Genomic DNA, 21,934 nt, shown 5'->3' on the forward strand with positions numbered 1-21,934 from the left:
AGGCTTAACCTTACAACGCCAGAGGCGTTTTGTGAGACGCGGGATTTTCAGCTTGTGACGGACATATCTGCGCGGCCTGCGGGCGGCGCGGAAGACAGAATTTGCCTGGCGGCACTAGCGCGGCGGTCCCACCTGACCCCATGCCGAACTCAGAAGTGAAACGCCGTAGCGCCGATGGTAGTGTGGGGCCTCCCCATGCGAGAGTAGGGAACTGCCAGGCATCCAATTTGGTATCAGCCCGCGAGGGCGACACCGGTTATCAGCGAGACCCCGCTGGTAGCAGCAGTATTCGGTGGTGCGGTAGTTCAGTCGGTTAGAATACCGGCCTGTCACGCCGGGGGTCGCGGGTTCGAGTCCCGTCCGCACCGCCACCCTATCGATAAGCCCTGACTGAAAAGTCAGGGCTTTTTCTTTTGCCTGCAAAAAGTGCGTATCAGCACGCGATGATTCCGACAATTGAGTACACCGATTGAAACCCCGGTCTAAAATCCCTATAACAGACAGGTGCAACGGATATGGAAGGAATTGGGCAATAACGTGCAAAAAAAAACCTATGCAATGCGATATATCGCAGGACAGCCTGTTGAGCAGATCTTTCCTCCCCGAGCCATGCTACATCTTGGCCAGGCGCTTCCTCCTGGCGCACCGCTGACGCCTGATGCAAATGTAAAGGTCCTGGTGTGGAACATCTTCAAACAGCAGCGCGCTGACTGGATGTCAGTGCTACAGGGCTTCGGCAAAGATGCGCACCTCGTTCTGCTACAGGAAGCTCAGACCACGCCAGAACTGATTCAGTTCGCTACCAGTAACTATCTCGCTGCCGATCAGGTGCCCGCTTTTGTACTGCCACAGCACCCTTCTGGGGTCATGACGCTGGCATCGGCGCATCCCGTCTACTGTTGCCCGTTGCGAGAGCGAGAGCCGTTACTGCGGCTGGCTAAATCTGCACTGGTCACTGCCTATCCGCTGCCTACCGGCGAAATGCTGATGGTCGTCAATATTCACGCCATCAATTTCAGCCTCGGCATCGACGTATACAGTAAACAGCTGGGACCAATCGGTGAGCAGATCCTGCACCATAAGGGGCCGGTTATCATGGCGGGTGATTTCAATGCGTGGAGCCGTCAGCGCATCCATGCTCTTTATCGCTTTGCGAGAGAAATGGCGTTGAAAGAGGTGAGGTTTACAGACGATCATCGACGTAAAGCCTTTGGCCGCCCGCTCGATTTTGTTTTCTATCGTGACATGAACGTCAGTAAGGCATCTGTACTGGTTACGCGCGCTTCGGACCATAATCCCTTACTGGTTGAGTTTAATGCCGCACGCTGACAGTAAGGCTATCGCACGCTGTTTTCTTCATACGCAGTGAAGCGTGATAAATCCGCAGGATTAGAGTCAGCATTTGCTTGCCGCCTGAACCGCTCTGACATTCTGTATAGCGCTTACTTTCTTCTTCCCACCGCCGCGCGCGCCATGATGTACCTGGCAGCGATTCCGCACACCAGTCAGATTACGTAATAAACAGAAAAAAACGGGAAAACTGCCGGAAGGATGAGCAGAAATGAAAAAGGCCAACATTTGTTGGCCTTTTCGACGCATCAGGTATTGGGTGATGCATTATTATCAACGTAAAGCGTTAACCTGTCGCCGGGCTGGATATCCTTTGTGCTGCTCAGGACCGTATTCCATCGCATCACATCTTTGATATCGACACCATGGCGGCGTGCAATACTGGCAAGAGAATCACCTTTACGCACGCGATAGGTGATGCTGTTGCTATTATCAGCCAGGCTTGTGCCGCTGTTGTCAACGGTCAGCGTCTGACCGGGACGGATACTGGCACCTTGCAGATCGTTCTTCTGCTTCAGCATGGCAACGCTTACGCCTAATTTGCTGGCAATACCTGACAGGGTATCGCCGCGACGTACTTTGTAGCTGCTGCCTGACGAACTGGCTTTCGCCAGCTGAGTCGGCTGCACTGCTGCAATGTCACCAGAAGCCAGCGAGTTGCGTAGCTTCGCGACGTGGGACTTTGGTACTAAAATGTACTGGGGTCCGTTGGGCGCAGTCGCACCTTTTTTATAGCCGGTATTAAAGCTCTTGAGCTTGCTGAGCGACATACCTGCCATTTCCGCAGCCTGCGTCAACTGCATCTGCTGGCCCACTTCCACACGTGCCAGTGCGCGGCTCTCGTCAGGCGTAGGCAGTTTAATACCGTAACGCTTGTTGTTCTTAAGCAGCTCGCTCAGGGCCAACATCTTGGGTACGTAAACCGTGGTTTCGCGGGGCAGCGACAAATTCCAGAAATCGGTCGGCTTACCGCGGGCCTTATTCTGTTTGATCGCCTTCAGCACGCGTCCTTCACCGCTGTTATAAGCAGCAACGGTCAGTAACCAGTCGCCGTCAAACATCTTGTTCAGACGTTGCATCATATCCAGCGCAACTTTGGTCGAGGCCACCACATCGCGACGGCCGTCATACCACTGGTTTTGTTTCAAACCATAGTTTTTGCCCGTTGTTGCAATTATCTGCCAGATACCAGCGGCATTGGCGGATGAAGTTGCGTGTGGGTCAAAAGCGCTCTCCACTATGGGTAGCAGTACCAGTTCCATCGGCATCTTACGTTTATGTATCTGCTCGACTATCCAGTACATGTACGGCTCTGCCCGTAATGTTACATCGTGGAGATAGCTCTTATTTCTCAGGTACTTCTGTTTCTGTTCGCGGATCCGGCTGTTTTCCGGGATCCCCATCTTCAACTCGTCACTAATGAAACTCCAGAGATCGGTATCTTCTGCGAGGCCAGTTCCATCTTCCTGCCATCGCGGCGATAACATTCGATCACCGTACTTTCCATTTTCACCTTGACCAGCTGAAGACAAACTCTGGGCATGCTGTTCGGGGATATTGGCGTCATTCCGTGATGCCTGACATCCCACCAGCAAGACCGAGGCGAGTAATATCGCTTTAGCCTTCATGTGTGTGTCAATAGTTCGCTTAAAAGACGAGCAACTATACGTGACACCCCGGAACAACACAACCCATAAGATCAAAAATGGTCTTTCTTCTTACGTAAAAGCGCGAAAGTGTCCCATACGTGCTCTGGAGATAAATCTGAGTTTAATGCTCTTTTAAAATCAGGATCTTGCGTACGAAGAAATAAATTTATTTGCCGTTCGTGCGCAAGTTTTGTGGGTAGAGTAATGCTGTTTTTGGCACGTAAGTCTTTAATTTTAAGATATTCGGCCATAATTTGCGGGTCATGAGGAAGAATAGCCGCAGCAAACTTTAAATTGGATAAAGTGTATTCATGGGCGCAACAAACCAGGGTGTCACCGGGTAGCTGGTCAAGCTTCTGAAAAGATTCGTACATCTGTTCAGCTGTACCTTCAAAGAGACGTCCACAACCCCCTGAAAACATCGTATCGCCACAAAAAAGATAAGGCGCACTGTAATATGAGATATGTCCTAAAGTGTGCCCGGGGGTATGCAGGACGGCAAAATCCAGTCCCAAAAGTGAAACCGTATCTCCCTGACTGACAATAACCGTGGCTCCTTTATCTTCAGTTTCCTGTGGACCGTAAACCGGAAGGTCAGGAAATTTCTCCAGTAGCGCTGGCACGCCACCGACGTGGTCGCGATGATGGTGCGTCAACAGGATCGCGACGGGTTTCCAGCCGTTTGCATAGATCTTTTCCAGCGCCGGTTGTGCTTCGCCCGGGTCAACAATCAGGCAGTTGCCAGCGTCATCATTCAGTGCCCAGATGTAATTATCCTGCAATGCGGGAATGCTGGTAAGATTCATTATCACCTCTCGAGGTCGTTAGAAAAGGAAGATGGTAAAGCATGAAGCCCGCTAAAACACGCCAGATTCTGACCGCGCCGCACTCATGGCGCGATATGCCGTGGGGGAATTATTTTCGCGATGCGCTGACTCAGCAGCTACAGCCTTACCTTGGAAAGCTCTATGGCTTTCATATGCTTAAGATTGGCAACCTTAGTGCAGAAATCAACACCGAGAACTGCGCTATTTCACATCAGGTAAATGTAGGCAGTGAAGGTGAGCTGTTACAGGTCCTGGCCAGACCTACGCAGCTACCGTTCGAATCAAAATCTGTCGATGCTGTCCTGATGGCGCACACGCTGGCATGGAGCCAGGATCCGCATCGGGTGTTGCGCGAAGTCGATCGCGTTTTGATTGACGATGGCTGGATGATTATCAGCGGTTTTAACCCGTTTTCGCTGTTGGGTATCAGCAAAATGCTGCCGGGCATTCAGCGTAAAGCGCCGTGGAGCAGCAGGATGTTCAGCCAGATGCGGCTGCTCGACTGGCTGAACCTGCTTAATTATGAAGTGGTTTATCGCACGCGATTTCAGGTGGTGCCCTGGCATCAGCAGGGCGGTAAAGTGATCAGCGCGCACCTGCCGGCGCTGGGCTGTCTGAACATTGTTATTGCACGCAAACGCACTTTTCCGCTAACGCCAACAAAGGCGAAAAAATCACTGGCCCAGGCGCAGCTACGCCCGGCGGTCAATGCCACGCGGCAGTTCCGCGCCACCAGAGATCAAGACTCAACCTGATAACCGATATCGTCTGACTGAGGACGCTGTGCCGCGCTGCGTGCCAGTTCATCGCAGCGTTCATTTTCCGGATGGCCTGCGTGGCCTTTAACCCATTCCCACTGGATCTCATGACTTGCCAGGGCGCTATCGAGCCGCTGCCACAGGTCAACATTCTTTACCGGCTTTTTCTCGGCTGTTTTCCAGCCGCGTTTTTTCCAGTTATGGATCCAGCTGGTAATCCCCTGGCGCACATACTGGCTGTCGGTACTCAGCACCACATGGCACGGCTCTTTCAGCGCTTCAAGGGCAACAATCGCCGCCATCAGCTCCATACGATTATTGGTGGTGAGCCGATAGCCTGCGCTAAACAGTTTTTCGTGCTTGCCATAGCGCAAAATTGCTCCGTAGCCGCCGGGACCGGGATTGCCAAGGCAGGATCCATCGGTGAATATTTCTACCTGCTTGCGCATCTCTGGTAGACTCCCTTCTGATAAAAACGCCAAGTCTGACACAAAACGAATCCTATGAGCACTGCAAATAACCGCCAGATCGTTCTCGATACTGAAACCACCGGCATGAATATGATCGGTGTGCATTACGAAGGTCACCGCATCATTGAAATCGGTGCGGTTGAGGTCGTGAACCGTCGCCTGACCGGCAACAACTTCCATGTCTATCTGCGGCCCGACCGGCTGGTGGATCCGGAAGCGTTCAACGTCCACGGTATTGCGGATGAGTTCCTTGCCGACAAGCCAACCTTTGCTGAGGTTGCGGATGAGTTCCTTGACTACATTCGCGGTGCTGAACTGGTGATCCATAATGCTCCGTTTGATATCGGCTTTATGGACTATGAATTCGCTATGCTGCAACGCGGCATTGAGAAAACAGAAACCTTCTGCCGCGTGACCGACAGCCTGGCAATGGCGCGCAAGATGTTTCCGGGCAAGCGTAATAGCCTGGATGCGCTCTGCTCGCGCTATGAAATCGATAACAGCAAACGAACCCTGCACGGCGCACTGCTTGACTCCGAAATCCTGGCGGAAGTCTTTCTGGCGATGACGGGCGGCCAGACGTCGCTGGCCTTTTCGCTGGAGGGTGAGAATAACCGGCAGACGGAGGGCGAGACGATCCAGCGTATTGCCCGTCCTGCTTCAGCGCTGCGTGTGGTGGCGGCATCGGATGAAGAAGTCATGGCGCATGAATCACGCCTCGATCTGGTGATGAAAAAAGGGGGAAGCTGCCTGTGGCGCGGCTGAGCCAAATCGCACTGTTTTGCGCTTTAAATCAACAGCAAGCGTAAAAAAACAGCAAACGCGCAGCCTGAAGCTAAAAAGCGTTGACGAGGTTCAGAGGGGCCATTAATATGCGCCTCGTTCCCGACGGGGAACACAGCGCGGTGCGGTAGTTCAGTCGGTTAGAATACCGGCCTGTCACGCCGGGGGTCGCGGGTTCGAGTCCCGTCCGCACCGCCAACTCTTCAGAAAGGCCGATTCAGCAATGAATCGGCCTTTTGCTTTTCTGCTTTTTACTTCTCCTGCATGGCAATATCGCCTGCGAACGGCTTCGTCTCACCCGCCTCGCGCTCATGGCGTGCCAGATAGCGGTAGCATCCGCCGCCCAGCGCCGCACCGATAAACCAGCTAAAGCTGGCAACCTCGTGCAGCGACGGCACAAAACTTATTACCAGGCCGATAGCCACTGAAGGGAGCAGGGCGGCAATGGCTTTGGGATTGAATCCGCCGCGATACCAGTAGCGGCCTTTTGGCGTTGCGTCAAACAGGTCATCAACGTGAACGCGGCTGCGTTTAATCAGGTAGAAATCGGCCAGCAGAATGCCGAACAGCGGCCCAATAAACGCCCCCAGCACGTCCAACGTATAGTGGATTAGCTCGGGCGACTGGAACAGATTCCACGGCGTCAGCAGTACTGAACCGACTGCGGCGATCATGCCGCCGGTCCGAAAGCTGATTTTCTGCGGTGAGCAGTTGGAAAAATCGAAGGCGGGCGAAACGAAATTCGCCACGATATTGATGCCGATAGTGGCCGTAATCATCGTCAACAGCCCAATTGCCACCGCCAGATCGTTGCCAACCATGCTGACAGTTTCGATAGGATCGGTGATCATTTTACCAAACAGCGACTGCGTACCGGAGACAATCACCACGGTCACCACGGAGAACAGCAAAAAGTTAAAGGGCAGTCCCCAGCGATTGCCGCGGCGGATTTCACCCATGTTTTTGCCATAGCGTGAAAAGTCGCCAAAGTTAAGCAGGGGACCAGAAAAGTAGGAGACCACCAGCGCGGTCGCCGTAATCATCTGCCAGCTCTGTTCGCCTGCGGTTAACGACTTGCTCGCCAGGGTAAAAGAGATACCGTCGAAGCCAGTTTTGTATACAATCCAGCCTGCCAGCGCCACCATCACCACATAGACTGCCGGTCCCGCCACATCAATAAAGCGCTTAATGGCGCTCATCCCATGCCAGAAGACCATCGCCTGTAACAGCCACATGACGCCGAAGCAGCACCAGCCAAGCAGCGACAGGCCCAGCCAGCTGGTGTGAGTCATTGACGTCAGCGACGGAAAGAATTTCAGCAGCACCAGCATCAGCGCATTGGCTGCGAGATAGGTCTGAATGCCATACCAGGCGAAGGCGATTAACCCGCGAATCACAGCAGGGATATTGGCGCCGAAGACGCCAAATGCCTGGCGGCAGATGACCGCATAAGGCACGCCCGCCATCTGGCTTGGCTTCGCCACCAGGTTAGCGCAAAGCTGAACGATACAGATACCGGCCAGCAGACAAATCAGCACCTGCCAGCTCGCCAGACCAAGCGTAAAGAAACTGGCGGCGACGACATATCCGCCCATGCTGTGTACATCGGACATCCAGAACGAAAAGATATTGTACCAGGTCCAGTTCTGCTGGCGCGTTGGGGCCAGATCTTCGTTAGTCAGCCGCGGACTGTAGTATGCGCGGGCATCAGCGGCCGATGCGGCTGACGGGTTTTTTGGGTTTGGCATGAAACCTGCTCCTCATAACGACGTTTAAGGGTCTTCGTAACATAAGAGGGTGTTGCAGGATCCAGGCCAGAATGGAAATCTTGTATACAAAAAATTATTTTCACGTATACGATGTGGAGATGCAGCGACTCAAGGGAGCCAGACATGAGAACTCAACCGGGCCAGAGCACGGCCGCCGATCTCACGGATAAAGACGAACCTATCTATCAGGCGTTGATGAACGCCATTGTCGAACACCAGCTGCCGCCCGGCAGCAAATTGCCGGAAGAGGCGCTGGCTGAGGTATTTGGCGTCAGCCGCACCGGGATCCGCAAGGTACTCCAGCGCCTTGCGGCAGTGCAGATGGTCACGCTGCTGCCCAGGCGTGGTGCACAGGTCACCACGCCTGGCGTCGACGAGGCACGCGATATCTTTCGCACGCGCGCGCTGATCGAGTGCGCCAATCTGCCTGCGGTGCTGGCGCATGTTCAGCCGCCCCACCTGGCAGGCCTGACGCGGCGTATTGACCAGGAGCAGGCGGCGCATGAGGATCGCGACGGCGCGGCGGCGATCCGTCTCTCTGCCGCCTTTCATATCGAATTACAGGCGATCGCGGGTAACCAGGTTTTGACCGAGCTGGTCACGCGCCTGGCCCAGCGCTCGTCGCTGGTGATCGCGGCCTACGGTGCTCCCTGGCAACAGGGCTGCCGCTGTGACGATCACGATCGTCTGGTTGACCATCTGCGCAGCGGCGATCTTGCCGCACTGACTAACGCGCTTCAGCATCACTTCGACCATATTCTCTCCAGCCTGCACTTCGAGCGCAGCGGCGAAACGCTGCCGGACTTTTCACGTTTATTTGCCCGTCATAAAGAGGTGACACCATGAGCCTGATCCAGGTCATCAATCCCAATACCTGCCTGGCGATGACGGAAACCATCGGTGCCGCTGCACGCGCGGTGGCTGCGCCGGGCACAGAGATTAGTGCGGTGTCGCCAGCGCACGGTGTGCCCTCAATCGAAGGGCATTTTGATGAGGCAATAGCGGCAATCGGCGTGCTGGAGCAGGTCAAACTGGGCCGGGAGCAGGGGGTCAGCGGCCATGTTATCGCCTGCTTTGGCGATCCTGGCCTGCTGGCGGCGCGCGAGCTGGCCAGCGGCCCGGTAATTGGCATCGCCGAAGCCGCAATGCATACCGCCACGCTGGTGGCAACGCGCTTTTCGGTGGTCACAACGCTCCCGCGCACGCTGGTGATTGCGCGCCATCTGCTGCAGCAGTATGGCTTTACCCATCACTGCGCTGCGCTGCACGCTATCGATCTGCCGGTGCTGGCGCTGGAGGATGGCAGCGGCGTTGCACAGGAAAAAGTACGTCAACGCTGTTTGCAGGCGAAGCGGGAAGATGGCTGTGGGGCAATTGTGCTGGGCTGCGGCGGCATGGCAGCGCTGGCGCGTGAACTGACGCTGGAGCTGGGTATGCCGGTGATCGACGGCGTTAGCGCGGCAGTGAAAATGGTGGAGTCGCTGGTGGCGCTTGGCCTGGGCACCAGCAAGCATGGCGATCTTGCCCTGCCGATGGCCAAACCTCTCTCAGGCGCGTTTCAGCATCTAAACTAACGGAACCTTGTCGTTATTACACAGGAATCACTTAATGGATAGTGCAGAGAAGAAAGAGTACAGCTTCAACAAAAACTATCCGCGCGATTTGATCGGCTACGGCGAAACACCGCCGCATGCCGCCTGGCCGAACAAGGCGCGCGTGGCAGTACAGTTTGTCCTCAACTATGAGGAGGGCGCGGAGAACAACGTGCTGCACGGCGACGCTGGATCCGAGCAGTTTCTCTCCGATATCATCGGCGCGGCCAGCTATCCCGATCGCCACATGTCGATGGATTCGCTCTATGAATATGGCTCGCGCGCCGGGTTCTGGCGCATCCACCGTGAATTTCAGAAACGCGGGCTGCCGCTGACCATATTTGGTGTGGCAATGGCGCTGGCGCGTCATCCCGAGATTGTCGCGGCGATCAAGCAGGCCGACTATGATGTGGTCAGCCACGGCTGGCGCTGGATCCACTATCAGGCAATGGACGCCAAAACCGAGCGTCAGCATATGCATCAGGCGATTGACGTATTAACTGACCTGTTTGGCAAAGCACCAACCGGCTGGTACACCGGACGCGACAGCCCTAACACGCGGCGGCTGGTGGTAGAGCAGGGTGGCCTGACCTACGACAGCGACTATTACGGTGACGATCTGCCGTTCTGGACGCAGGTCACCTGTCAGGACGGCACGGTGAAACCGCATCTGATCATTCCCTATACGCTGGAGTGCAACGATATGCGCTTCGCCACGCCACAGGGTTTTAACACCGCTGAGCAGTTCTTCACCTACCTGCGTGATACTTTTGATGTGCTGTATGAAGAGGGAGAAACCCAGCCTAAAATGATGTCGGTTGGGATGCACTGTCGTCTGCTGGGACGGCCAGGCAAATTCAAAGCACTTCAGAATTTTCTCGACCATATTCAGCAGCACAGTGACGTCTGGATCTGTACGCGCCAGCAAATTGCCGATCACTGGATGGCGACACATCCTGCCCCGCAACCCTGATAATGGTCAGGCACGGCTGCGCCGTCAGCCGTGCCATTGCGCCAAAAAAGCCTGAAAAAGCTGTGGTTGTTACCGTCTGCACAATCAGCGAGAATCGCCGCTCCCCTCATGTTTTCTGATGAATGAGCGCTGTAATCATGACTGAACCCCATCAGGCGAAGTGGACTCAAACGCTTCGCACGCTGCTTGCCCGTCTCTGGCCGCATCCACTACCGGTCGCTAAAAAACAGATTGTTATCGCCAGTCTGGGTGCCGGCCTGGGCCTGACGATCACCAGCCTGATGAGTCACTGGCTGCTGGGCCAGCTCAACCTCTGGTTTATCGCGCCAATGGGGGCGTCGGCCGTTTTACTGTTTGGCCTGCCAAACAGTCCGCTGGCGCAGCCCTGGTCAATTGTGGGGGGCAATGTGGTCGCAGGAGTGACGGGCGTGACCGCGGCCATCCTGATCCCGTATGCTCCGCTGGCCTGCGGCGTCGCAGCGAGTGTGGCGATTGCCGTGATGTTCCGGCTGCGCTGCCTGCATCCGCCCAGCGGTGCGGTGGCGCTGACGGCCATCCTGGGCGGCAGCAGCGTCCATCAACTGGGCTACCACTATGTTCTGACGCCGGTACTGCTTAACTCCGTCTGTCTGGCGCTGCTGGCTGTCATCTTCAATAATCTGGCGGGCCGCCGTTATCCGCATCCGCTGGCCGCCGCCGAAACAAAGCCCCAGCCGGTCGTACTGGATGTGCCGATCACACGGGACGATTTGCATCAGGCGCTGGAGGAGGGGCAGCTGCTGGATGTGGATGAAGACGATCTTCAGCAACTGCTTAAGCGTGCAGAGGAGATTGCGCTGGCCCGCCAGAGGGCGCTGTTGCCGCCTCTGCGGCGTGCCAGTTAGCTCATCAGGCTCACCTGCGCGGCAACGATGCGCCAGCCCTCCGGCAGCCTGACCCAGCTCTGCTGCTGCCGTCCGATTTTCTCCGTGCCTTCACGGGTAAACTCCGTACTGCATACGGCGTAATCTTCACCGAAGGTGGTAATAACGCTATTGCGCAGCGTGCGCGCCAGCCCGGCAGAGGGACGCTGAGCGCGGAAGGCACGGATTTGCTCAATGCCATACAGATTTTCTCCCGCACCGAGCCTGACGGTGCGGGCATCGTGCCAGAAGAGCGCATCCAGCGTGTCGATATCATTACTCACCAGCGCCTGCTCGTAGCGGTAAAAGGCGGCGGTGACCTCTGCCACAACGTGCGGCAAATTAATTTCACGGTTTTCCATTCAGATTATCCAGACAGGTAATACCCTGCTGCTCCAGCGCAAAAGCAACGCGCAGCACGGCAGCTTCGTTAAAGGGGGCGGCAATCAGCTGCAGTCCTATCGGCAGACCGCCTGCTGTTGCCAGCGGTACGCTGCACACCGGCAGGCCAAGGAACGAAATTGGCTGCGTCAGCATGCCCATACTGGCGCGTGACGGCAGATCTGTGCCGTTAATATGGATGGTCTCCTGGCCAATGCGGGGGGCCGTACAGGGAGTGGCTGGCGCAATCAGAACATCGAAGTGCTCAAACAGCGGCAGTACCTGCTGCTGGAAGTGACGACGGAAGCGCTGTGCCTGCACGTACCAGGCCGCAGGCAGCATGGCGCCCGCCAGCAGCCGCTCGCGCGAGGCGGGTTCAAAACGCGCCGGTGAAGCGCGTAGCGCAGGCAGGTAATGGTTCCCGCCCTCGCTGGCGGTCATGATAAAGGCGGCCGAGCGCGCCAGTTCGGCCTCCGGCAGCGTCACCTCATCCTGAATATTGAGCGCACGGGCGACCCGCGCCAGCGCGCTCCGCGCATCATCGTCACACCAGGTTGAAAAAAAACCGCCCAGCACGGCACAGCGCTGCCCCGTTTCCGCCAGCCCGACCAGGGTCGGCTCGGCAGGGCGGTTGGCCTGAAAGGCGTCATGTTTGTCCTGCCCTTGCAGCACGTCATAAACCAGCGCCAGATCGTCAACGCGTCGCGCAAAGGGGCCAATATGATCAAGGCTGGCAACAAAGGGGTGGCTGCCGCTGCGTGACAAACGTCCAAACGTCGGCTTCAGGCCGAAGATGCCGCACAGCGAGGCGGGCACGCGAATTGACCCGTTGGTGTCGGTGCCGAGCGAGAAGTGCACCAGCCCGGCCGCAACGGCGGCGGCAGAGCCACCGGAAGAGCCCCCGGCTACCCGTGATCGATCGTGAGGGTTACGCGTCGCGCCAAAATGGGTGTTCTCGGTAGTAAAGCCGTAGGCATAGGCATCCATATTCAGCATGCCGGAAAGCAGTGCACCCGCGCGTTTCAGGCGATTTACCGCCCAGGCATCCTGCTCCGCGGCGGGGCGATCCTGAAACAGCGCAGCCCCGGCCAGTGTGGTATGGCCCGCAACGTCAAACAGATTCTTTACTGCATACGGGATCCCCGCCAGCGGCGGCAGGCTTTCTCCGCGTTGCTGACGGCTGTCCACCGCATCGGCCTCGCGCAGCATGCGGTCGGCGGTCATGTCGGTCCAGGCATTCAGCGCGCTCTGCTGCTCAATGCCCTGTAACGTCCACTGCGCCACTTCGCGTGCGCTGATATCACCGCACTGAATGGCCTGCTGCAACGCCTGGATAGAAAGGTCGCCGATCGTCATGGATGAAACACTCCCGCCACTTCCAGCCGATCGTCGAGCGGAAACGCCATCAGCGGTTCGGCAAGGGCAGCAATGCGCGCCAGCTGAATGACCAGCTCGGCGCGGCGCGCGTCGTCCAGTTCCAGCGCCAGAATGCGCTCCATCTGGCTAAGGTAAAGGGTCCACTCTGTTGTCTGATTCATATTTTGCTCCTGTCAGAATCCACTGGCGCTGCCGTTGCTGCGCGGATCGCATGCGCCTTCCAGCATGCCGTTGCTATGGCGCACAATCGCGCCCGCATGGCCAACCGCCTCGCTGTAATCAGCCAGCAGCTCTACCTCATGTCCCAGCTGCCGCAGCCGCTCAACGGTTTCTGGCGCAAAGCGGCCCTCGAGTTTTAGCGAGTCGGACGTCTGGCCCCAGGTGCGTCCCAGCAGCCAGCGCGGCGCGCTAATCGCCTGCTGAAGCGGCATGCCCTGAATAACATGGCGGGTGAAAAGGGTTGCCTGGGTTTGCGGCTGGCCGTCGCCTCCCATTGCGCCGTAAATCAGCGTGCGGCCATCCTTCAGGCGCGCGGCGGCGGGGTTAAGCGTGTGAAACGGCTGCTTGCCTGGCGAGAGTGCCAGCAGGTGCGCGGGGTCGAGGCTAAAAGCCGCGCCGCGATTCTGCCAGGTGATGCCGGTACCGGGGATCACCACGCCGCTGCCAAACTCGTGATAGATGCTTTGAATAAAAGAGACCGCAAGACCGCTGCTGTCGATCACCCCCATCCACACCGTATCGCCAGGGCCGCGTCCGGTTCCCCAGGGCGCGGCACTGGCGTCGCTAATCTGGCTGGCCAGGGTGGCAAAATAGTCATCGGTCAGCAGCGACTGCGCTTCACACTCCATATGACGCGGATCGGTGATGTGGCGGTCGCGCAGATCAAAAGCTTTCTTCGTTGCCTCAACGATACGGTGCACGGTCTGCGTCTCATCCGCCTGCGCCATATCAAGCCGATCGGTAATACCAAGGATCGCCAGTGAAACCAGGCCCTGCGTCGGCGGCGTCATGTTCCACAGATCGCCTTCGCTGTGTGCGACATGCAGCGGTGTGCAGCGACGTGCGCGCTGCTGCTGGAGATCCGCCAGCGTCACCGGCATTCCCAGCGTCGCCATCTCACGCGCCAGATGCTGCGCCAGCTCGCCGCGGTAAAAGCTGTCGAGCCCCTGCTCGCTCAGCACGCTGAGCGTCTGCGCCAGGGCGGGTTGGGTAAAACGGCTGCCCGCACGCGGTGGCTCACCGTCGGGCATAAAGGTAGCGGCAAAGCCGGGCTGCTGCTCCAGCTCCTGGCGCTTGGCGGCAGTCGCGGCAGCCTGGGATGCGGTGACCGGCATTCCGTCTGCGGCGTAGCGGATAGCGTCGCGCAGCAGACGCGGCAGCGGCAGCTGTGTACCGCCCAGCTCGGCAGAAAGCGTCAGCGCCTCCTGCCAGCCGCTTACCGTGCCGGCCACCGTTAATGCGGCGGTCGGGCCACGGTGGGGAATAGCGGCCGCGCCGCGGTAAAAGTCGGGGTGGGCCAGCGAACCCGCTGCGCCGCTGGCGTCAATGGCGATGGGATCGCCGCCTGGCGGCAGTATCAACCAGAAGCCATCACCGCCAAGGCCGTTCATATGGGGGTAGACCACGGCAATCGTGGCCGCTGCGGCAACCATCGCCTCAATGGCGTTACCGCCGTCGCGCAGCACGGCCAGTGCGCTCTCGCTCGCCAGGTGATGCGGTGCGACCGCCATGCCCAGCGGTGCCATATTACTCTGAATCATATTTACGCTTCTTATCGGGAACAGAGCAGCGATCCAAGCAAGAGCCGTTCCAGTTTTCCCGGATGCGCAGCGCAGCAGCGGTAACCTGGATCGAATTGTGCTAGCTTCTGCTGAAACGAAAGTTACAGGACAACGCATGAAACAGCTTGATGAACGGCTCAGGAATCATTACCCGCAGCTCTCACCGCAGGAGCAGCGCATTGCGGATTTTGTCTTTGACCACTTCGACGACCTGATCAGCTACAACAGCGCTGAGCTGGCGCGGCTCAGCGGCGTATCGAAAGCGACCGTCAGCCGCCTGTTCCGACGGCTGGGCTATGACAAATATAAGGATATGCGCGACGAGCTGCGTACCCTGCGACAGAGCGGCATGCCGCTGACCGATAACCGCGATGCGGTACAGGGCAATACGCTGCTGGCGCGCCACTACAAGCAGGAGATGGCGAACCTGACGCAGTGGGTCAATAGCCTGGATACCCGGCAGTTTGGCGAGGTGGTAGAGCAGCTGACGCAGGCTAAACGCATTTTTATTATCGGCATGCGTAACTCCTGGCCGCTGGCGCTACACCTGCGTCAGCAGCTGCTGCAGACGCGCGCCAGTGTGCATATTTTGCCGCAGCCGGGCCAGACGCTGGCGGAGGAAGTGGTCGATATTACGCCGGACGATATGGTTGTGATGATGGCATTTCGTCGCCGCACGCGCCTGATCCGCCCGCTGATGCAGCAGTTCCAGCAGCGTCAGATCCCACTGCTGGCGCTGTGCGAGCCGCAGGCGCAGTCTGTGAGCGGCCTGGCACGCTGGCAGCTCTGTGCGCCGCTCGACAGCGTCTCTGCCTTCGACAGCTACGCGTCGGCGATGAGCCTGATTAATTTGCTGACCAACGCACTGCTGCACGAAATGCTCTCTCAGGGCCGCCAGCGCATTCATCAGATTGCCGATCTCTACCAGCAGCTCGACGAGCTGGAGCACCGTTAAAGAGCACCATTTTGGTGCTTTGCCTCATTTTGATCCCCTCCTTCCAGGCGGTAAATAACCGCCTTTTCAGCGAAAAATAAGCGGGCAGGCAGAGAGATTTAACGCAGCAGGGGTTGGCACATTAGTTGCAAATCACATATGCAAGAATCTTTTGTTTCATGTCAATTTACCGGGGTGCATAATGAAAAAAGCGTTAATGGCGGTCGCAGCAGCAACCTTACTGATGATCCAGGCTGGCGGTGCGCTGGCGGATCAGCTGCAGGATATTGAGAAGCGTGGCGTGCTGCGCGTGGCCGTGCCGCAGGACTTCCCGCCGTTTGGCTCGGTCGGAACGGATCTGCAACCGCAGGGTTACGACATTGATACGGCGAAATACCTTGCAAAGCAGATGAAACTTAAATTGCAGCTGGTGCCGGTCACCAGTGCTAACCGCGTGCCCTATCTGCAAACCGATAAGGTGGATCTGGTGATCTCCAGCATGGGCAAAAACCCGGAGCGCGAAAAAGTGATCGACTTCAGCCGTGCCTATGCGCCGTTCTTCCTCGGCGTTTTTGGCGCGAAAGGCGAAACCGTGAAAGATGCAGCGGCGCTGAGCGGTAAAACCATCGGCGTCACGCGCGGAGCGGTTGAAGATATGGTGCTGAGCAGCCTGGCACCTAAAGAGGCGCAGATAAAGCGCTATGAAGATAACAACACCACGCTGTCAGCCTACCTGTCCGGACAGGTTGAATATGTGGCAACCGGCAACCTGGTGGTGGCCGCCATTGCCCGTCAGAACCCGCAAAAAGCACCGGTAGCGCAGTTTATGCTGAAAGATTCGCCCTGCTTTATCGGCCTGAAAAAAGAGGAGCCGGCGCTGAAGGCGAAAGTGGATGCGCTGATCGAACAGGGGATTAAAGACGGCACGCTAAACAAGCTCTCGGAAGAGTGGCTGAAAGCGCCGTTGCCTGCCAGTCTCGGCGCATAAGGGCGCATCATGCTCGGGCAACTTAACTTTCCTGCACTCTGGCCCTACTGGCCAGAGCTGCTCGCCGGACTCTGGGTCACGATTCAGCTGACGGTGCTGGCTACCGTAGGCGGCGTTGGCCTGGGGATCCTTGGCGCGGCGCTGCGTAGCGGCAAGCCGGGCTGGGCCAGCCGCCTGTGGGGGGGCTATGTCGAAATCATCCGCAATACGCCTTTCGTGGTGCAGCTCTTTTTTATCGTTTTTGGCCTGCCCAATCTGGGGCTGAAGCTGACCGCGGGCGAAGCGGCGCTGCTGGCGATGCTCATTAACCTGGGGGCCTACAGCACCGAAATTATTCGCGCCGGCATTCAGGTCACGCCCAGGGGGCAGTGGGAAGCGGGGCGCGTGCTGGGTCTGACGCGCGCGCAGACGTTTTTACGTGTGGTGCTGCCGCCATCGCTACAGCGTATTTATCCCGCGCTGGTGAGCCAGTGCATTATCGTGATGCTTGGCTCCTCGGTAGTGTCGCAGGTTTCGTATGAAGAGCTGACTTTCGCCGCCAACCTGATCCAGTCGCGCACCTTTTTGAGCTTTGAGGTCTATCTGGTGACCACGCTGATCTATCTGCTGTTATCCATCGCCATGCGCCAGATCCTGCTGGCGCTGGGGCGAAAATGGTTTGGAGCCCAGGCATGATGACAACCTTTACCGACTGGGACATTGTGCGCAACCTGCTGCTGGCAGCGCGCTGGACTATTCTGCTGTCGCTGACCGCCTTTTTCGGCGGCACGCTGGTGACGCTGCCGCTGCTGTTTTTACGCCTGCTGTCGCGTAAATGGCTGACGCGGCTGATCCGTGCCTACACCGAACTGTTTCAGGGGACGCCGCTGCTGATGCAGCTGTTTCTGGCCTTCTTCGGCGTTGGCCTGTTTGGCATCGACGTGGCTCCGTGGACGGCAGCGTCGCTGGCCCTGACCCTTTACACCAGCGCCTTTCTGCTGGATATCTGGTTCGGCAGCATCCGCGCACTACCAAAAGGGCAGTGGGAGGCGTCGCGCTGTCTTGGCCTGAGCTTCGGCCAGACGCTGTGCCGGGTCATCGCACCGCAGGCCATCCGTATCGCCATCGCGCCAACGGTCGGCTTCGCGGTACAGGTGATTAAAGGGACCGCACTCGCCTCGATTATCGGCTTTGTCGAACTCACCAAAGCCGGAACCATTCTGAACAATGTGACCTATCAGCCGTTCAAGGTCTTTGGCCTGGTGGCGCTGGGCTACTTCCTGATGTGTTATCCGCTGTCTCGCTACAGCCAGTACCTGGAGAAAAAATTCCATGCCGCTCATCACCATTAATCAGGTACAGAAGTACTACGGCGACAACCATGTGCTGAAGGGCGTCGATCTCGATATTGAAATGGGCGAGGTGATCTCCATCATCGGCCGCAGCGGCTCGGGAAAGAGCACGCTGCTGCGCTGCATGAACGGGCTGGAAGGCTATCAGGAAGGCAGCATCAAGCTGGGCGGGATGACCATTACCGACCGGGATACCCAGGCGCGTGAAATCAGCCGCTCGGTTGGCATGGTATTCCAGAACTTCAATCTCTTTCCGCATATGACTGCGCTGGAGAACGTGATGCTGGCACCGCGCCGCGTGCTGAAAAAAAGCGAGGCCGAGTGCCGTGCGCTGGCAGCACAGATGCTGGAAAAAGTCGGCCTGGGCGAACGCCTTGACTACTATCCGGCGAATCTCTCCGGCGGCCAGCAGCAGCGCGTCGCCATTGCCCGCGCGCTGGCAATGAATCCTAAAGTACTGCTCTGTGACGAAATCACCTCCGCGCTCGACCCTGAGCTGGTGGGGGAAGTCTTGAAAGTGCTGGAGCAGCTTGCCGCGGAAGGCATGACATTAATCCTTGTTACCCATGAGATGAACTTCGCCCGCGACGTCGGCGATCGCGTGGTCTTTATGCATCAGGGGCGCGTCTGGGAGCAGGGCAGCAGCAAAACCCTGTTTGCCGCGCCGCAGACGCCGGAGCTGAAACAGTTTATCTCCTCGGTAAGACTCTAAATTCATAAGGAAATCAACATGGAAAATCGCTACCCGCAAATTAATCCACCGCAGCGCCTGCTGATGGGCCCTGGCCCTATCAACGCCGATCCGCGCGTGCTGCGCGCCATGTCGACTCAGCTGATTGGTCAGTACGATCCGGCGATGACGCATTACATGAACGAAGTCATGGCGCTCTACCGCGAGGTTTTCCGCACGGAAAACCGCTGGACACTGCTGATTGACGGCACGTCTCGCGCGGGCATTGAGGCGATCCTGCTGTCGGCGATCCGCCCTGGCGATCGGGTGCTGGTGCCGGTGTTTGGCCGCTTTGGTCACCTGCTGTGCGAAATTGCCCGCCGCTGCCGCGCTGAAGTGCATACCATCGAGGTGCCCTGGGGCGAAGTCTTCACGCCGGACCAGATCGAGGATGCGATTAAACGCGTCAGGCCGCGCCTGCTGCTAACGGTACAGGGTGACACCTCTACGACCATGCTGCAGCCGCTGGCGGAGCTGGGCGCAATCTGCAAACGCTACGGCGTGCTGTTCTATACCGATGCCACGGCATCACTCGCCGGCAACGCGCTGGAGACCGATGCCTGGGGACTCGACGCGGTATCGGCAGGAATGCAGAAGTGTCTCGGTGGCCCGTCCGGAACCTCGCCGGTTACTTTAAGCCCGCAGATGGAGGAGGCGATCCGCAGACGTAAATGCGTCGAAGAGGGGATCCGCACCGCGGCCCATCAGGATGGGGACGAAGAGATGATCTACTCCAACTACTTCGATCTCGGCATGATCATGGATTACTGGGGGCCAGAGCGCCTTAACCATCATACTGAAGCCACCACGGCGCTGTTCGGCGCGCGCGAATGCGCCCGACTGATTGTGCAGGAAGGGCTGGATGCGGGGATCGCGCGCCACAAGCTGCATGGTGATGCCCTGCTGAAGGGGATCCAGGGCATGGGGCTGGAAACGTTCGGCGATCTGAAGAACAAAATGAACAACGTACTCGGGGTGGTGATCCCGCAGGGTGTTAACGGCGACCAGGTGCGTCAGCTGATGCTGAACGATTTCGGCATTGAAATTGGCACCTCGTTCGGCCCGCTGCACGGCAAGGTCTGGCGCATCGGCACAATGGGCTACAACGCTCGCAAAGACTGCGTGATGACCACGCTGGCAGCGCTGGAAGCCGTGCTGGCGCACGTCGGCTTTCGCGCCACACAGGGTGCAGCCATGCAGGCGGCCTGGGATCACTACGGGAGCCAGGCATGATAATGAACGCCGTTGAAGCGGCGCTTGCTGCCGAACGCGTGATGGCGCGCTGCGATGCGCTGGCGGCGATCAGCGAATCGCCGGATAACCTGACGCGCGTCTATCTCTCGCCGGAACATCTGCGTGCCAATGCGCAGGTGGGTGAGTGGATGGCACAGGCGGGAATGCGCGTCTGGCAGGATGAAGTGGGCAATATTTGCGGCCGCTATGAAGGGGCGGCCGAGGGCGCGCCCGCGCTGCTGCTCGGCTCGCATCTCGATACGGTGCGCAACGCCGGGCGCTACGACGGCATGCTTGGGGTGCTGACGGCCATTGAAACCGTGCAGTGGCTGCACGATCAGCAGCAGCGTTTACCGCTGGCGATTGAGATTGTGGGCTTTGGAGACGAAGAAGGCACGCGTTTTGGCATTACCCTGCTGGGTAGCCGGGGTATTACCGGCAGCTGGCCGACGAGCTGGACCACGCATCCGGACGGTAACGGGATCACCGTCGCGCAGGCGATGGCGGATGTCGGTCTCGACGCGGAGGCAATCCCGCGCGCGGCGCGCGATCTCAACGACATTGTGGCCTATCTTGAACTGCACATTGAACAGGGTCCGTGTCTGGAGCAGGAGGGGCTGGCGCTCGGCGTGGTTACCGCCATCAATGGCGCGCGTCGGCTGCGCTGTTGCTTTACCGGCGAGGCAGGTCATGCGGGCACGGTGCCAATGACACATCGCAAAGATGCACTGGCCGCCGCCGCAGAGTGGATGGTATTTATTGAGGCCGCGACGCGCGAGCAGGATCCGCAGCTGGTGGCAACGGTGGGAACCCTGAGCTGCGCGCCTGGCGCCGTCAACGTCATTCCCGGCGAGGTCACGCTGTCGCTGGACGTGCGTGGCCCGCAGGATCTGCCGCTGGAGCAGTTGCTGTCGAGCCTGCTGACGCAGGGCGAGGCGATCGCGCTGCGGCGCGGGCTGCGCTTCGAGGCAGAAGAGTTTTATCGCATCAGCGCCACCGCCTGCGACAGCGGGCTGCAACAGGCGCTGAGCAGCGCGATAGAAACGGTGCAGGGCCGCACGCTGGCGCTGCCCAGTGGCGCAGGGCATGACGCCATTGCTATCGCCGAACGCTGGCCGGTCGGCATGCTGTTTGTGCGCAACCACCGTGGCATCAGCCATCACCCGGCAGAAGCGGTGATGAGCGGCGACGTGGCGCTGGGGGTGCGCGCCTGTCTCCATGCAGTGTGTCAGATTGCCCAGCGAGGTGAGGTATGAACCTTGCCACGTTTAACACACTGTCGCCGGCGGCGGCGCAGGCGGCCATTGCCCACTGCGTGGCCATCCCGCACTGGCAGCTGGCGCTGGTCTCCGCGCGGCCATTTTTTTCTGCGGCAGCGCTGATAGCAGAAGCTGACCGGCTGGCCCGGAACTGGGACGCCGCAGATCTGCGCCAGGCTCTGACGGCGCACCCACGCATCGGCGAACGCGCCAGCGGGGCGGAGAAAGAAGCGGTGCTGTCGCGCCAGGAGCAGGCTGCGATGGGAAGTGCGGATGCGCCGCTGAAGCAGGCGATGCAAGAGGGCAATCAGGCCTATGAGGCGCGTTTTGGCCGTGTATTCCTGATCCGCGCGAAGGGACGCAGCGGCGAGGAGATGCTGTCGGCGCTTCAGCGTCGCTTAGGTCAGGACCCGCAAACCGAAGAGCGCGAAACGCTGGAACAGCTACGTGAAATTACCTTATTACGCCTGAAGGAGAGCCTGACATGAGCACGATTACGACCCACATTCTTGATACCGCGTTAGGCAAACCTGCGACAGGGGTGGCGATCTCTCTGGAGCAGAACAGTCCTGAGGGCTGGCTGCCGGTCTCTGAAGCAACGACCAACAGCGACGGACGCGTCAGCGATCTGACGCCGGAGCCGTTAACACCCGGCCATTATCGCCTGACGGCAGAGATAGGGGACTATTTTGCCGCTGGCGGGCGTGATGCCCTCTATGTCTCAGCGCAGATTGACTTTGTTATTGCTGAGGCGGGCAGTCATTTTCACCTGCCCTTTCTTATCTCGCCCTGGTCGTGGTCTACCTATCGCGGCAGCTGATTTTGAAAGCTACCGGCTATCAAAACC

At 58.4% G+C, this 21,934-nt stretch carries 23 protein-coding genes, 2 tRNA genes, 1 rRNA gene and 1 pseudogene; 19 read left to right on the forward strand and 8 right to left on the reverse strand.

Annotated elements, in window-relative coordinates:
* Positions 1-104 precede the first annotated feature (104 nt).
* The 3 genes from rrf to HP564_RS08435 all read left to right on the forward strand — a co-directional run bounded on the left by rrf (position 105) and on the right by HP564_RS08435 (position 1,329).
* Positions 105-220, forward strand: a 5S ribosomal RNA gene (rrf, locus tag HP564_RS08425).
* Between the two features lie 74 nt (positions 221-294).
* Positions 295-371, forward strand: a tRNA-Asp gene (locus tag HP564_RS08430).
* A gap of 166 nt (positions 372-537) precedes the next feature.
* Positions 538-1,329, forward strand: a complete 792-nt coding sequence (locus tag HP564_RS08435; RefSeq protein ID WP_371242031.1) for an endonuclease/exonuclease/phosphatase family protein — start codon at positions 538-540, stop codon at positions 1,327-1,329.
* 269 nt (positions 1,330-1,598) lie between these two features.
* On the opposite strand, the gene mltD is transcribed toward HP564_RS08435, so the two are convergent.
* Together mltD and gloB are read right to left on the reverse strand one after the other, a co-directional pair.
* Positions 1,599-2,978, reverse strand: a complete 1,380-nt coding sequence (gene mltD, locus HP564_RS08440) for a murein transglycosylase D (RefSeq protein ID WP_371242033.1) — start codon at positions 2,976-2,978, stop codon at positions 1,599-1,601.
* Between the two features lie 71 nt (positions 2,979-3,049).
* Entirely contained in the window at positions 3,050-3,805 is a 756-nt protein-coding gene (gene gloB, locus HP564_RS08445; protein WP_371242035.1) for a hydroxyacylglutathione hydrolase, read from the reverse strand.
* A gap of 41 nt (positions 3,806-3,846) precedes the next feature.
* Between gloB and HP564_RS08450 the strand changes: the two genes are divergently transcribed.
* Positions 3,847-4,581: a class I SAM-dependent methyltransferase gene (locus tag HP564_RS08450; RefSeq protein ID WP_371242037.1), complete on the forward strand. Its 735-nt coding sequence runs from the start codon at positions 3,847-3,849 to the stop codon at positions 4,579-4,581.
* Here the strand turns inward: HP564_RS08450 and rnhA are convergent.
* Positions 4,566-5,134 (reverse strand): annotated as a pseudogene (rnhA, locus tag HP564_RS08455) (ribonuclease HI). The gene HP564_RS08450 and the pseudogene rnhA sit on opposite strands and share 16 nt — an antisense overlap.
* Between rnhA and dnaQ the strand changes: the two are divergent.
* Both dnaQ and HP564_RS08465 read left to right on the forward strand, forming a co-directional pair.
* The gene (gene dnaQ, locus HP564_RS08460; protein WP_371242039.1) at positions 5,088-5,819 is read left to right on the forward strand and encodes a DNA polymerase III subunit epsilon; all 732 of its coding nucleotides are present in this window, start codon (positions 5,088-5,090) and stop codon (positions 5,817-5,819) included. The pseudogene rnhA and the gene dnaQ sit on opposite strands and share 47 nt — an antisense overlap.
* 139 nt (positions 5,820-5,958) lie before the next feature.
* Positions 5,959-6,035, forward strand: a tRNA-Asp gene (locus HP564_RS08465).
* A 53-nt stretch (positions 6,036-6,088) separates the two neighbouring features.
* Here HP564_RS08465 and HP564_RS08470 read toward each other — a convergent pair.
* A complete protein-coding gene (locus HP564_RS08470) occupies positions 6,089-7,585 on the reverse strand; it encodes an NCS1 family nucleobase:cation symporter-1 (RefSeq protein WP_371242041.1) in 1,497 nt (498 codons plus the stop codon).
* 144 nt (positions 7,586-7,729) lie between these two features.
* Between HP564_RS08470 and HP564_RS08475 the strand changes: the two genes are divergently transcribed.
* The 4 genes from HP564_RS08475 (at position 7,730) to HP564_RS08490 (ending at position 11,055) form a co-directional block, all read left to right on the forward strand.
* Complete coding sequence (locus tag HP564_RS08475) at positions 7,730-8,452, forward strand: GntR family transcriptional regulator (RefSeq protein ID WP_371242043.1); 723 nt, start codon at positions 7,730-7,732, stop codon at positions 8,450-8,452.
* Entirely contained in the window at positions 8,449-9,180 is a 732-nt protein-coding gene (gene hpxA / locus HP564_RS08480) for an allantoin racemase (protein ID WP_371242045.1), read from the forward strand. Before HP564_RS08475 ends, hpxA begins: the two co-directional genes overlap by 4 nt.
* Positions 9,181-9,214: 34 nt before the next feature.
* Entirely contained in the window at positions 9,215-10,171 is a 957-nt protein-coding gene (puuE, locus tag HP564_RS08485; protein WP_371242047.1) for an allantoinase PuuE, read from the forward strand.
* Positions 10,172-10,308: 137 nt separating this feature from the next.
* Positions 10,309-11,055 carry an HPP family protein gene (locus tag HP564_RS08490; protein ID WP_371242049.1) on the forward strand — a complete coding sequence of 249 codons (747 nt, stop codon included), beginning with the start codon at positions 10,309-10,311 and terminating at the stop codon, positions 11,053-11,055.
* On the opposite strand, the gene hpxZ is transcribed toward HP564_RS08490, so the two are convergent.
* From hpxZ to HP564_RS08510, 4 genes are read right to left on the reverse strand one after another with little or no spacing between them, the layout of a single operon-like run.
* A complete protein-coding gene (gene hpxZ, locus HP564_RS08495; RefSeq protein WP_371242051.1) occupies positions 11,052-11,435 on the reverse strand; it encodes an oxalurate catabolism protein HpxZ in 384 nt (127 codons plus the stop codon). The genes HP564_RS08490 and hpxZ overlap by 4 nt on opposite strands.
* Positions 11,422-12,810 carry an AtzE family amidohydrolase gene (locus HP564_RS08500; RefSeq protein WP_371242052.1) on the reverse strand — a complete coding sequence of 463 codons (1,389 nt, stop codon included), beginning with the start codon at positions 12,808-12,810 and terminating at the stop codon, positions 11,422-11,424. Before HP564_RS08500 ends, hpxZ begins: the two co-directional genes overlap by 14 nt.
* Positions 12,807-12,992, reverse strand: coding sequence for an oxalurate catabolism protein HpxX (gene hpxX / locus HP564_RS08505; protein WP_371242054.1), 186 nt, complete (start codon positions 12,990-12,992; stop codon positions 12,807-12,809). Before hpxX ends, HP564_RS08500 begins: the two co-directional genes overlap by 4 nt.
* A gap of 12 nt (positions 12,993-13,004) precedes the next feature.
* Positions 13,005-14,591: a gamma-glutamyltransferase family protein gene (locus tag HP564_RS08510; RefSeq protein WP_371242057.1), complete on the reverse strand. Its 1,587-nt coding sequence runs from the start codon at positions 14,589-14,591 to the stop codon at positions 13,005-13,007.
* A gap of 136 nt (positions 14,592-14,727) precedes the next feature.
* Between HP564_RS08510 and hpxU the strand changes: the two genes are divergently transcribed.
* The 9 genes from hpxU to uraH all read left to right on the forward strand — a co-directional run bounded on the left by hpxU (position 14,728) and on the right by uraH (position 21,907).
* Complete coding sequence (hpxU, locus tag HP564_RS08515) at positions 14,728-15,567, forward strand: MurR/RpiR family transcriptional regulator HpxU (RefSeq protein WP_371242059.1); 840 nt, start codon at positions 14,728-14,730, stop codon at positions 15,565-15,567.
* Between the two features lie 181 nt (positions 15,568-15,748).
* On the forward strand, positions 15,749-16,534 hold the full coding sequence (locus tag HP564_RS08520; RefSeq protein ID WP_371242061.1) for a transporter substrate-binding domain-containing protein: 786 nt from the start codon (positions 15,749-15,751) through the stop codon (positions 16,532-16,534).
* Positions 16,535-16,543: 9 nt separating this feature from the next.
* On the forward strand, positions 16,544-17,209 hold the full coding sequence (locus HP564_RS08525) for an amino acid ABC transporter permease (RefSeq protein WP_371242062.1): 666 nt from the start codon (positions 16,544-16,546) through the stop codon (positions 17,207-17,209).
* The gene (locus HP564_RS08530) at positions 17,206-17,865 is read left to right on the forward strand and encodes an amino acid ABC transporter permease (protein ID WP_371242728.1); all 660 of its coding nucleotides are present in this window, start codon (positions 17,206-17,208) and stop codon (positions 17,863-17,865) included. Before HP564_RS08525 ends, HP564_RS08530 begins: the two co-directional genes overlap by 4 nt.
* Complete coding sequence (locus HP564_RS08535; protein WP_123798580.1) at positions 17,846-18,577, forward strand: amino acid ABC transporter ATP-binding protein; 732 nt, start codon at positions 17,846-17,848, stop codon at positions 18,575-18,577. Before HP564_RS08530 ends, HP564_RS08535 begins: the two co-directional genes overlap by 20 nt.
* Before the next feature lie 18 nt (positions 18,578-18,595).
* Positions 18,596-19,828 carry an alanine--glyoxylate aminotransferase family protein gene (locus HP564_RS08540; RefSeq protein WP_371242064.1) on the forward strand — a complete coding sequence of 411 codons (1,233 nt, stop codon included), beginning with the start codon at positions 18,596-18,598 and terminating at the stop codon, positions 19,826-19,828.
* Positions 19,825-21,084, forward strand: coding sequence for an allantoate amidohydrolase (hpxK, locus tag HP564_RS08545; RefSeq protein ID WP_371242066.1), 1,260 nt, complete (start codon positions 19,825-19,827; stop codon positions 21,082-21,084). The genes HP564_RS08540 and hpxK overlap by 4 nt, the downstream gene beginning before the upstream one ends.
* Positions 21,081-21,575 (forward strand): 2-oxo-4-hydroxy-4-carboxy-5-ureidoimidazoline decarboxylase, encoded by a 495-nt coding sequence (gene uraD / locus HP564_RS08550; RefSeq protein WP_371242068.1) that lies wholly within the window; start codon positions 21,081-21,083, stop codon positions 21,573-21,575. Before hpxK ends, uraD begins: the two co-directional genes overlap by 4 nt.
* Positions 21,572-21,907, forward strand: a complete 336-nt coding sequence (gene uraH, locus HP564_RS08555; RefSeq protein ID WP_371242070.1) for a hydroxyisourate hydrolase — start codon at positions 21,572-21,574, stop codon at positions 21,905-21,907. The genes uraD and uraH overlap by 4 nt, the downstream gene beginning before the upstream one ends.
* The last annotated feature ends 27 nt before the right edge of the window (positions 21,908-21,934 follow it).

The sequence above is a fragment of the Pantoea sp. KPR_PJ genome (genome assembly GCF_041386365.1).
In the GTDB taxonomy this organism is placed as follows: Bacteria; Pseudomonadota; Gammaproteobacteria; order Enterobacterales; family Enterobacteriaceae; genus Pantoea.